Raw genomic sequence first — 10688 nt, 5'->3', positions numbered from 1 at the left:
AGGGGTGCCAGTTCACCGGCCACACCTGGCAAAGCTTCCTGCGCGAGCACAACCTGCTGTGCAGCATGAGCCGGCGCGGCAACTGCCACGACAACGCAGTGGCGGAGAGCTTCTTCCAGTTACTCAAACGCGAGCGGGTGCGCCGGCAGATCTATGCCACCCGGCAGGAGGCCAAGTCCGATGTCTTCAACTACATCGAGATGTTTTACAACCCAACTCGGCGACATTCGAGCGCCAACGGTCTATCACCGGTAGAGTTCGAACAACGCCATTCCCAACAGCTCGCGGGTGTCTAGGAAAGTCGGGGCGATTCACCTGTGCGAAAGGTCCACCGGAAGTAAAAGACGCCGTGGCGTGATTTGGCAAGGGTGCGAAGACAGGCGCACGGTGGTAATCCGCCAGAATGAGGCACCATTCTGTGACACTTATCACGTGGACCAACAAAAAGCCCCTTGGTCGTAAAACCAAGGGGCTTTTGCTACTGCTGGCGGAGAGGGTGGGATTCGAACCCACGGTACCGTCGCCGGTACGCCTGATTTCGAGTCAGGTACATTCGACCACTCTGCCACCTCTCCGGTAACTGGGTCGCTGAATCGCGAAACCGCGAGTATAGCAAAACTTTTCCGACCCGATCAAGGGGGTCTGCGCAACGCATCAAACTGCCGGTTTCAGCACTTCCTGGCCGCCCAGATACGGACGGAGCACCGTGGGCACCGTGACCGAGCCATCCGCGTTCTGGTAGTTCTCCAGCACGGCGACCAGGGTACGGCCCACGGCGAGGCCCGAGCCGTTGAGCGTGTGCACCAGTTCCGGCTTGCCCTGCGCGTTGCGGAAGCGCGCCTGCATGCGACGCGCCTGGAAGTCGCCCATGTTCGAGCAGGAGCTGATCTCGCGGTACGTGTTCTGCGCCGGGATCCACACCTCAATGTCGTACGTCTTGGTGCTGCCGAAGCCCATGTCGCCCGTGCACAGCACGACGGTGCGGAACGGCAGTTCGAGCTTGCGCAGGATGTTCTCTGCGCAGTTGGTCATGGCGTCGAGCGCGGCGGCTGAGGTCTCGGGATGCACGATCTGCACCATCTCAACCTTGTCGAACTGGTGCTGGCGGATCATGCCGCGCGTGTCCTTGCCGTACGACCCCGCTTCGGAACGGAAGCACGGCGAATGCGCAGCAAACATCATCGGCAGCGCATCGGCGGCAACGATCTCATCGCGCACGAGGTTTGTGAGCGGCACTTCGGCAGTCGGGATCAGGTAGAAGTTTTCGACGCGCTCACCGCCTTCCTCTTCTGCGCTGTGCCCCATCTTGCGCGGCACGCGGAACAGGTCTTCCTCAAACTTCGGCAACTGGCCTGTGCCACGCATCGACGCGGCGTTGACGATGTACGGCACGTAAGCCTCGGTGTAGCCGTGCTCCAGCGTGTGCGTGTCGAGCATGAATTGCGCGAGTGCGCGATGCAGACGCGCCACCTGCCCTTTCAGGACGGTGAATCGCGCGCCCGACAGCTTGGCGCCCGCATCGAAATCCAGCCCCAGCGCGGCGCCCAGGTCCACGTGATCCTTGACGGGGAAGTCGAACGTACGCGGCGTGCCTTCGCGGCGCACTTCCACGTTCTGCGTTTCGTCGCGGCCGGCCGGCACGCTTTCGTGCGGCAGGTTCGGGATCGACAGCATCAACTCCTGCACCTTGGCCTGCACCACGTCGAGTTGCGCGGCAGACGCCTTCAGCTCGTCACCGATACCCGACACCTCAGCCATCACGCCCGATGCATCCTCGCCCTTGCCCTTGAGCATGCCGATCTGCTTGGACAGGCTGTTGCGGCGTGCCTGCAACTCTTCCGTGCGGGTCTGGATGGCCTTGCGTTCCGCTTCGAGCGCGGCAAAGCCGGCCACGTCGAGCACGTAGCCGCGATCTTTGAGGCGCGTGGCGACGGCGTCGATGTCTTTGCGCAGCAGTTGGATATCAAGCATGGTGGGAAAAAAAGGAAACCGAAGATTGCGAGCGATCTGAACGATCGAAAAGGCCGATTTTATCGCACCGGCCCGGGGGATTATTTGTTGCGAGAGGATTTGTCCCGCTCGGCATGCCACTGCGCATCCAGCTCGCGCAGGTGCCGCAGTTTCTCGCCAATCTTGCCTTCCAGGCCGCGTGGCGTTGGCACGTACCAGTTCTGCGCGGGCAGATCGTCGGGGAAGTAGGTTTCGCCAGCGGCGTAGGCCTCGGGCTCGTCATGCGCGTAGCGATAGGCGTGGCCGTAGCCAAGTTCTTTCATCAGCTTGGTCGGCGCATTGCGCAGATGCACGGGCACGTTGCGCGACTTGTCCTGGCTGACGAAGGCGCGCGCTGCGTTGTACGCGTTGTAGCCGGCATTCGACTTGGGCGCGATGGCGAGGTAGATCACGGCTTGGGCCAACGCCAGCTCGCCTTCCGGCGACCCCAAGCGCTCGTACGTTTCCGCTGCATCCAGCGTGATGCGTCCGGCACGCGGGTCGGCCAGCCCAATGTCTTCCCACGCCATGCGGACAATGCGGCGCGCGAGATAGCGCGGGTCGGCGCCCCCGTCGAGCATGCGGCAGAACCAGTACAGCGCGCCGTCGGGATCGGAACCGCGCACGGATTTATGCAGTGCGCTGATCTGATCGTAGAACGCGTCCCCGCCCTTATCGAAGCGGCGCAGGTTTTCCGACAACGCCGATGCCAACAGCGCCTCGTCGACCACGGGAACGGTATCGCCCTCAGCCTGCGAACGCGCGGCGCGGGTGACGATTTCAATGTTGTTGAGCAACTTGCGGCCATCGCCATCGGCGGAGGCGACGATGGCGTCGACTGCGGCGGGCTTCCACTCCAGCCCGCCCAGCTCTTGGCGTGCGCGTTCGGCAAGCTGCTTCAGCTCGTCATCCGACAGGCTCTTGAGCACGTACACCGCGGCACGCGACAGCAATGCGCCGTTCACTTCGAACGAGGGGTTTTCCGTCGTCGCGCCGATAAAGGTGAACAGCCCGCTTTCCACGTGCGGCAGAAATGCGTCTTGCTGGCTTTTGTTGAAGCGATGAACTTCGTCGACGAACACGAGCGTGCGGCGGCCATTGGCGCGAAATTGCTCTGCGCGCTCGACGGCCTCCCGGATGTCCTTGACGCCGGAGAGCACCGCCGACAGCGCGATGAATTCCGCATCGAACGCATTGGCCATCAATCGGGCCAGCGTCGTTTTACCAACGCCGGGCGGGCCCCAGAGGATCATCGAATGCGGCTCGCCAGAAGCGAAGGCCACGCGCAGCGGCTTGCCCGGCCCCAGCAGATGCTGCTGGCCGATCACTTCGTCGACAGAATGCGGGCGAAGGCGCTCGGCCAGCGGCATGTGGGCGGGCGCGTCCGGGAAGAGGGATGCGGAAGCGTTCATCCGGGGATTGTCGCAGAAACCGGGCGCAACCCCGGCGCCCCTTCGCGCGACGCGCGGTCAGTTTGACGCGCGCTGCACGAGCCCCATGAACGCCTTGGCCGGCAGCGGCCCATGACACGACTGCGTGCCGTTGGCCGCGCGGAGCAGCAACCAGACGTTCTCGCTGGCCGGCGGCTGAATCACGAACGGCTGACGCGCGGAAGCCTCGGGCAGACGCGGATCAACCGGCGCCTGGATCGGCACAACCTGCCCGGCGTGGCCTTTCACCAATGCGCTGCACTCGGCGCCAGGCAGCTCGGTCGCGTGCAGAAAATCCTTGTTGACCAAGGCTTCGGCGAGCACGGTGTCGGGCGCGGTGAGGAAGGAATCAACGTCAAAACGGGACGCCCCGGTGGAAGCGCATCCCGTAAAGACGGCTGCCGCTGACGCTGCGACAGCAAGAGCGGCCGCTCGGTGCAGCGACGTGGTGAACGGCAAAGGCATGGTCGGTCTCCTTGTCGAAAACCGGCCTGCACGCGTCATTGCTTGATTACGTCGGCCCCTTTGGGCGGCGTAAAGCGGAACACGTTGGCCGGCAGTTGCGGATTCTTCTGGATGTTCGAGAACGTCAGCAAGGTGGTGTTCCCGAAGGCGTCGCGCAACTCCATCCCCTGCAGCTCGCCGCTGCGAAAACCGATGGCGATGCGTTCAAACTGGGTGTCCTTTGCCTTGGGGGTGAGTTCGGCCCAGTCGATGCCGTCTTTGGCCCCGCCTTCCTTGAGCGTGAAGTTCTTGGCCAGATCGTTGCTGCCGAACAGGATGGCGGCCGGGCTGGAGCCCAGCGACGCATCGAGCTTGCGCTCCGTGATCTGGTTCAGGTCCTTGTCGAAGATGTAGAGCGTCTGGCCATCGGCCGAGAGCTGCTGTTCGTAAGGCTTCACATAGCGCCAGACGAAGCGGCCCGGGCGCGAGAAAACGAAATCGCCGCTGGAGGTACCGGCCACGCGCAACGGGCTGCCGTTGGTGCCGCCCTTCACTTGTCGCTGGACGAACTCGCCGCGCGCGGTGCTGACGTTGCTCACGAAGGCGTTGAGCTGCTCGACGGCGCCCGCATAGGCGCCGGCAGACCACGCCGCCAGCGAGACCAGCCCGGCGGCCATCAGGTGACGTGCTTTCAACACAAACATAGGAATCCCGGTTTCAGTTGATCTTGTTATTAGTGGCCGGCCACGCCCGAACATTCCGCCCGCGAGGTAACGCGATGTAACTGCAAATGCGGGCAAATACGCGCGCCATGCAGGCAGCGTCATTCCTCTTCGACGACGTTGCCGTTGCGATTGGGCGCCAGGATTTCGCGGTTGCCGTTGCCGGACATGGCGGACACAAGTCCCGCCTTTTCCATGTCTTCGAGCAGGCGCGCGGCGCGGTTGTAACCGATGCGCAGGTGACGCTGCACCAGCGAGATCGACGCGCGGCGGTTCTTGAGCACCACGTCGACAGCTTGGTCGTACAGCGGATCGGCCTCGCCGCCGCCGGCACCCACAAGGCCCGCGCCGCCACCAAAGCCATCGCCGCTGCCCTCGCCATCGGCCACACCGCCTTCGAGAATGCCTTCGATGTAGTTCGGCTCGCCCTGGGCCTTGAGGTTATCGACGATGCGGTGGACTTCCTCGTCCGACACGAACGCGCCGTGCACGCGCACTGGCAAGCCGGTGCCCGGCGCCAGATACAGCATGTCGCCCATGCCCAGCAGCGCTTCGGCGCCCTGCTGGTCAAGGATGGTGCGCGAGTCGATCTTGCTGCTGACTTGGAACGCAATCCGCGTCGGCACGTTGGCCTTGATCAGGCCCGTGATCACATCCACCGACGGACGCTGCGTCGCCAGCACCAGGTGGATGCCAGCCGCACGCGCCTTCTGCGCAATCCGCGCGATCAGCTCTTCGACCTTCTTGCCGACCACCATCATCAGGTCTGCCAGCTCGTCGATCACGATAACGATCATCGGCAGCTTGTCGAGCGGCTCCGGCGCGTCAGGCGTCAGGCTGAACGGGTTGGGAATCTTCTCTTCACGCGCGGCGGCTTCTTCGATCTTCTTGTTGAAGCCCGCCAGGTTCCGCACGCCCATCTTGCTCATGAGCTTGTAGCGGCGTTCCATCTCGCCCACGGCCCAGTTCAACGCGTGGCCAGCCTGGCGCATGTCGGTCACGACCGGGCACAGCAGGTGCGGAATGCCTTCGTAGATGCTCAGCTCCAGCATCTTCGGGTCAATCAGGATCAGGCGTACCGCGTCGGCCTTCGCCTTGTACAGCAACGACAGGATCATCGCGTTGATGCCGACCGACTTACCGGAACCCGTGGTGCCCGCCACCATGCAGTGCGGCATCTTGGCCAGATCTGCCACCACCGGCTTGCCGGCGATGTCCTTGCCCAGCGCCAGCGTCAACTGCGATGCGCTCTCGTTGTAGACCTGCGAGCCGAGAATCTCCGACAGGCGCACGGCCTGGCGCTTCGGGTTCGGCAGCTCCAGACCCATGCAGTTTTTGCCCGGAATCGTCTCCACCACGCGGATGGACACCAGCGACAGCGAACGCGCCAGGTCCTTGGCGAGGTTGACGATCTGGCTGCCCTTCACGCCCGTGGCGGGCTCGATTTCGTAACGCGTGATGACCGGCCCCGGATAGGCCGCCACCACCTGCACTTCCACGCCGAAGTCCTTCAGCTTCTTCTCGATCAGGCGCGAGGTGAATTCCAGCGTCTCGGCGCTCACGGTTTCCACAACCGGCGGAATCGGATCGAGCAGCGCGAGCGGCGGCAGGTCGGAATCGTGAATGTCGACAAACAGCGGCTGCTGCTTCTCGCGCTCCACGCGCTCGCTCTTGACCACGGCGGTCGGGCGCACGATCTGCACAGGCGGCGATTCTTCAATACGCACACGGCGGGTTTCGACCACCTCCTCGCGCTCGACCTTGGCGGCCTCGCCAATGGCCCGGTCCTGCTTGCTCTCGCGGCGCGTCTTGAAGCCGACAAACAGCATCTCGACGCCCGCGCCAATCTGCTCGGCCAGATTCAGCCACGAAAAATGGAAGAACAGCGACAGCCCGACCAGGAACGTGAACAGCAGCGCCAGCGTGCCGCCGGTAAAGCCCAGCGAATGCTGCATCGCCCCGCCGATCACGTCGCCCAGCACGCCGCCCGGCGCACGCGGCAGCTTCATGTGCAGCGAGTACATGCGGATGGCTTCCAGACCCATGCTGGAAGCCAGGATGAGTGCAAAGCCGATCCACGTGACACTGGCATCAACGCGCGGCATGGAGGTGCGCGGCAGGCGCTCGTCCGACATCAGCTCGCGCCAGCCGCGCCAGACCCTGCGCACCAGCAGCACCGCCCACCAGTAGGCGGACGCGCCAAAGACAAACAGCAGCAGATCGGCCAGCCACGCGCCCACGCGGCCGCCCAGATTGCGGATTTCGTCGACCTGGCTGGCGTGGGTGAAACCGGGGTCGGCCCGGTTGTATGACAGAAGAATGATCAGGAAGGCGATGGTCACCGCCAGCAACAGGAACCAGCGGACCTCCCCCAGCAGCCGGCCAATGCGGGACGGCAGTGCGGAGGGATCGGTACGGGTTGTCGGAGTGGTGGAAGCTCGAGCCATGCGGGGAGACGGGTGCGCCGCTTGGGCAAGGCCGCGCGGCTTGGGACAGCACAAATACGATGCCGAGGATTGTAACGCGGCCCTATCATCGCCATTGGAATTTACAACCGGGCGGACGAGGGGGTGCCACTTTATAATGGCGCCCATCACCCTCACCTAGCCTGCACGGCGGCGCTCCACCCCTCGTGCCGCGCACACACAGAACGCATCATGGCAAAACACGCAAAAGTGCTGATCCTTGGCTCCGGCCCCGCCGGCTACACGGCCGCGATTTACGCTGCCCGGGCCAACCTGAACCCCGTGCTGGTCACCGGTCTGGCGCAGGGCGGCCAGCTCATGACCACCACCGACGTGGAAAACTGGCCGGCTGACAAGGAGCACCTGCAAGGCCCCGAGTTGATGCAGCGCTTCCTGGAGCACGCCGAGCGTTTCAAGACCGAAGTGCTGTTCGACCACATCCACACCGCGCATCTGAATGAAAAGCCGATCCGCCTCGTGGGCGATTCGGGTGAATACACCTGCGATGCGCTGATCGTCTCCACCGGCGCTTCGGCCCAATATCTGGGCCTGCCGTCGGAAGAAGCCTTCGCGGGCCGCGGCGTGTCTGCCTGCGCCACGTGCGACGGCTTCTTCTACAAGGGCCAGGAAGTGGCCGTGGTGGGCGGCGGCAACACCGCCGTGGAAGAGGCGCTGTATCTGGCCAACATCGCGAGCAAGGTCACGCTCATCCACCGCCGCGACAAGTTCCGCGCCGAGCCGATCCTGATCGACCGCCTGCATGAGCAGGAGAAGAAAGGCAAGATCGAGATCAAGACCAACATGGTGCTTGACGAGATCCTCGGCGATGACTCCGGCGTAACGGGCGCCCGCCTGAAAGGCACGAACGAGAACGAAGGCAAGACCGAAGAGCTCAAGGTAGCGGGCGTGTTCATCGCCATCGGCCACAAGCCGAACACCGACATCTTCCGCGGCCAGCTCGACATGAACGACACGGGCTACATTCGCACGAAGAGCGGCCTGGACGGTATGGCCACCGCCACCAACATCCCGGGCGTGTTCGCCGCGGGCGACGTGCAGGACCACATCTACCGCCAGGCCATCACCAGCGCCGGGACGGGCTGCATGGCTGCGCTGGACGCCCAGCGCTACCTGGAAAGCCTGGAATAAGCGTCATCGCGCCGGAGCTTCCGGGCGCAAACAACACGGCCGATGGGTGACCATCGGCCGTTTTGCCATGTGCGGCACCTTCGTATAATCGACACACGCTCCACCTCGATGTGCTCGCCTGCCCTTCACCATGAAACGCGCCCCCTCCCCCGCCAACAAGCTCAGCCTGACCGACTTGGCCAGCCTGCGTGACCAGCTCAAGCACGAGACAGAAGCACGCGAAGCCGAACGCCAGCGCGCCGAAGCCGCCGCACGCAAGGCCGCAGAAGAAGCCAACGTGTTTCGTGCCAGCATCGGCGAGGTAAACGCGCTGCGCCAGAACAAGCGCGTCGAGCATCCGCGCAATCCGCCCGCGCCCGACCCCGTGCATTCGCGTGCCGAAGAGCAAACCGTGCTGCGCGATTCGCTGTCGGATGAATTCGACGTAGACAACTTGCTGGAAACCGACGACACGCTTTCCTACCGTCGCCCCGGCATTGGCGACGACGTGCTCAAGAAACTGCGCCGCGGCGAGTGGGCCACGCAAGACCAGATTGACCTGCACGGCATGCGCCGCGAAGAAGCCCGCGAGGCACTGGCTGCCTTCCTGCGCCGTGCCGTGCAGCGTGGCATCCGCTGCGTGCGCGTGGTCCACGGAAAAGGCCTAGGCTCGCCCGACAAAACGCCCGTGCTCAAGGGCAAGGTGCGCTCGTGGCTGGTGCAGAAGGAAGAAGTGATCGCTTTTGTCGAGCCGCGCAACACGGCCGGGGGCGCTGGCGCGGTGCTGGTGCTGCTGCGCCAGCCACACGGCTCCTGACGCGCAATCCTCCCATCCGCCCCCTCACCACAAGAACAACACGCATATGCACGTGACCCGCCTGCAGCTGGTGATGCACTGGGTGGAGATCCTCGCGGTCTTCTCATTTGCCATCTCAGGGCTGGCGGAGGCCAAACGGCGTCGGCTCGATGCCGTGGGCGCGTTCATCGTCGCGTTCCTGACCGCGTTCGGCGGCGGCACGCTGCGCGATCTGCTCCTGGATCGACGGCCCTTCTACTGGATCGAGCACGAGCAATACCTGCTCGCGCTGTTCGTAATGAGCCTGTTCGCCAACTGGGTGATCCGGCTGGTGAGCCAACTGGTGTCCGATCGCGTGCTGATCGTGGCCGACGCCATCGGCATGGGGCTCTTTGGCGTGCTCGGCACGCAACTGGCGCTCGATGCGGGCGTGCCGATCTTCGTATCGGTGATGATGGGCGTGATCACGTCGGCCTTTGGCGGCCTGCTGCGCGATGTGGTCTGTAATGAAGTGCCCATGCTGCTGCGGGACAATCACCCGTACGCAACGTGCGCGTTTCTCGGGTGCTTCCTTTACGTCGGGCTAACGCACACGGACTTGCTGCCGAGCGTGTCCGTGGTGATCGCCACGCTGGCGATCGTGATCGGGCGGCTGGCAACGCTGCGCTGGAACATCACCCTGCCGCGTTGATCAGCGCTGACCGGCGCGAGCGCGCCGGCCGCAGACAACGGCTTCAGACCGCTGCTTCGTCCTTCTCGCCGGTGCGGATGCGGATCACCTGCTCCACCGGCATCACGAAGATCTTGCCGTCGCCGATCTTGCCCGTCTTGGCGGCCTTGACGATGGTGTCGATCACGTTCTCGACCTGGCTCTCGGCCACCACCACCTCGATCTTGATCTTCGGCAGGAAGTCGACCACGTATTCCGCACCGCGATACAGCTCGGTGTGGCCCTTCTGGCGGCCAAAACCCTTGACCTCGGTGACGGTCAGGCCGGTCACCCCCACGTCGGCGAGCGACTCGCGCACTTCGTCCAGTTTGAAGGGCTTGATGATGGCGGTGATCTGTTTCATGGGTGTCTCGCTCATTAGTTGGTGAAGTATTCAAGCGTCCAATAATACTGGAGCCGGTTAATGCGCACATCCTGGGCGATGCCGGCCACCGTTTGCAGCAGCGTCGGATCGTCCGGAAAGTTCTTCAGCACATCGTGCTCACTGCCGTCGCGCAGGGGGCGGCGCTGCCACGTATTGCCATGTTCGTCGTTGTAGGCGATGGGCGTGCTTGAGCCGAACACATACTGGTTATCGAACCACAGGATACGCACGCCGGGCCCGAGCGCGCGGTGCAGACCTTCGACGTGCTGGCGCAAGTCCTGCAGCGGCACATGCGACCACCAGCAGCCTGCCGTCATCACGTCGAATGTGCCCGGCGCGAACGGCAGCGCGTCATTGTCGGCACGCACAAACGATGCTCCGGGGATGCCCTTGTCGCGCGCGATGCGCAGCACGGTGTCGTTGAAATCCGCGCCGACAACGCTGCGCGCGTCCGTCATCGCTTCGGTCCAGAAACCGGTGCCGCACGCCAAATCCAGCACCCGCGCGCCGCGCGTCAGCTCGCGCACACGCGCCTTCAACCACGCCAGATCGCCCTGCCGCTCAGGCTTCGTATAGATGCGCTCGTATTCGGGGGCGCGCTTGGCGTAGTAGTCGAGCAT

Annotated in this window: 11 protein-coding genes and 1 tRNA gene; 4 read left to right on the top strand and 8 right to left on the bottom strand. The window is 64.0% G+C overall.

Annotated features, from left to right (window positions below):
• On the top strand, positions 1–296 hold a 296-nt coding region (locus tag BM136_RS16060; RefSeq protein WP_139219373.1), incomplete at its 5' end, for an IS3 family transposase.
• 189 nt (positions 297–485) lie between these two features.
• Here the strand turns inward: BM136_RS16060 and BM136_RS16055 are convergent.
• The 6 genes from BM136_RS16055 to BM136_RS16030 form a co-directional block, all read right to left on the bottom strand.
• Positions 486–575 (bottom strand) — tRNA-Ser (locus BM136_RS16055).
• A 79-nt stretch (positions 576–654) separates the two neighbouring features.
• On the bottom strand, positions 655–1971 hold the full coding sequence (serS, locus tag BM136_RS16050) for a serine--tRNA ligase (RefSeq protein ID WP_092972979.1): 1317 nt from the start codon (positions 1969–1971) through the stop codon (positions 655–657).
• Between the two features lie 80 nt (positions 1972–2051).
• Complete coding sequence (locus BM136_RS16045) at positions 2052–3359, bottom strand: replication-associated recombination protein A (RefSeq protein ID WP_092973035.1); 1308 nt, start codon at positions 3357–3359, stop codon at positions 2052–2054.
• 99 nt (positions 3360–3458) lie between these two features.
• Positions 3459–3884 carry a hypothetical protein gene (locus BM136_RS16040; RefSeq protein ID WP_092972977.1) on the bottom strand — a complete coding sequence of 142 codons (426 nt, stop codon included), beginning with the start codon at positions 3882–3884 and terminating at the stop codon, positions 3459–3461.
• 35 nt (positions 3885–3919) lie between these two features.
• Complete coding sequence (gene lolA / locus BM136_RS16035; RefSeq protein ID WP_092972975.1) at positions 3920–4567, bottom strand: outer membrane lipoprotein chaperone LolA; 648 nt, start codon at positions 4565–4567, stop codon at positions 3920–3922.
• 119 nt (positions 4568–4686) lie between these two features.
• Positions 4687–7032 carry a DNA translocase FtsK gene (locus BM136_RS16030; protein WP_092972973.1) on the bottom strand — a complete coding sequence of 782 codons (2346 nt, stop codon included), beginning with the start codon at positions 7030–7032 and terminating at the stop codon, positions 4687–4689.
• A 210-nt stretch (positions 7033–7242) separates the two neighbouring features.
• On the opposite strand from BM136_RS16030, the gene trxB reads away from it, so the two are divergent.
• From trxB to BM136_RS16015, 3 genes are all read left to right on the top strand, one after another.
• Positions 7243–8199 carry a thioredoxin-disulfide reductase gene (trxB, locus tag BM136_RS16025; RefSeq protein ID WP_024975077.1) on the top strand — a complete coding sequence of 319 codons (957 nt, stop codon included), beginning with the start codon at positions 7243–7245 and terminating at the stop codon, positions 8197–8199.
• Between the two features lie 130 nt (positions 8200–8329).
• Positions 8330–8995: a Smr/MutS family protein gene (locus tag BM136_RS16020; RefSeq protein WP_092972971.1), complete on the top strand. Its 666-nt coding sequence runs from the start codon at positions 8330–8332 to the stop codon at positions 8993–8995.
• A 46-nt stretch (positions 8996–9041) separates the two neighbouring features.
• On the top strand, positions 9042–9665 hold the full coding sequence (locus tag BM136_RS16015; protein WP_092972969.1) for a trimeric intracellular cation channel family protein: 624 nt from the start codon (positions 9042–9044) through the stop codon (positions 9663–9665).
• A 43-nt stretch (positions 9666–9708) separates the two neighbouring features.
• On the opposite strand, the gene BM136_RS16010 is transcribed toward BM136_RS16015, so the two are convergent.
• The gene (locus BM136_RS16010) at positions 9709–10047 is read right to left on the bottom strand and encodes a P-II family nitrogen regulator (RefSeq protein WP_004631293.1); all 339 of its coding nucleotides are present in this window, start codon (positions 10045–10047) and stop codon (positions 9709–9711) included.
• A gap of 14 nt (positions 10048–10061) precedes the next feature.
• Positions 10062–10688, bottom strand: coding sequence for a class I SAM-dependent methyltransferase (locus tag BM136_RS16005; RefSeq protein WP_092972967.1), 627 nt, complete (start codon positions 10686–10688; stop codon positions 10062–10064).

Source organism: Ralstonia sp. NFACC01 (assembly GCF_900115545.1).
In the GTDB taxonomy this organism is placed as follows: Bacteria; Pseudomonadota; Gammaproteobacteria; order Burkholderiales; family Burkholderiaceae; genus Ralstonia; species Ralstonia mojiangensis.
The sequence above is the reverse complement of the archived record's forward strand: the minus strand, read 5'-3'. Positions and strand labels throughout refer to the sequence as shown.

Coding starts and splice junctions, on each gene's coding strand:
- serS (WP_092972979.1), bottom strand. CDS start 1,971: ATGCTTGATATCCAACTGCTGCGCAAAGACATCGACGCCGTCGCCACG.
- BM136_RS16045 (WP_092973035.1), bottom strand. CDS start 3,359: ATGCCGCTGGCCGAGCGCCTTCGCCCGCATTCTGTCGACGAAGTGATC.
- BM136_RS16040 (WP_092972977.1), bottom strand. CDS start 3,884: ATGCCTTTGCCGTTCACCACGTCGCTGCACCGAGCGGCCGCTCTTGCT.
- lolA (WP_092972975.1), bottom strand. CDS start 4,567: ATGTTTGTGTTGAAAGCACGTCACCTGATGGCCGCCGGGCTGGTCTCG.
- BM136_RS16030 (WP_092972973.1), bottom strand. CDS start 7,032: ATGGCTCGAGCTTCCACCACTCCGACAACCCGTACCGATCCCTCCGCA.
- trxB (WP_024975077.1), top strand. CDS start 7,243: ATGGCAAAACACGCAAAAGTGCTGATCCTTGGCTCCGGCCCCGCCGGC.
- BM136_RS16020 (WP_092972971.1), top strand. CDS start 8,330: ATGAAACGCGCCCCCTCCCCCGCCAACAAGCTCAGCCTGACCGACTTG.
- BM136_RS16015 (WP_092972969.1), top strand. CDS start 9,042: ATGCACGTGACCCGCCTGCAGCTGGTGATGCACTGGGTGGAGATCCTC.
- BM136_RS16010 (WP_004631293.1), bottom strand. CDS start 10,047: ATGAAACAGATCACCGCCATCATCAAGCCCTTCAAACTGGACGAAGTG.
- BM136_RS16005 (WP_092972967.1), bottom strand. CDS start 10,688: ATGCTCGACTACTACGCCAAGCGCGCCCCCGAATACGAGCGCATCTAT.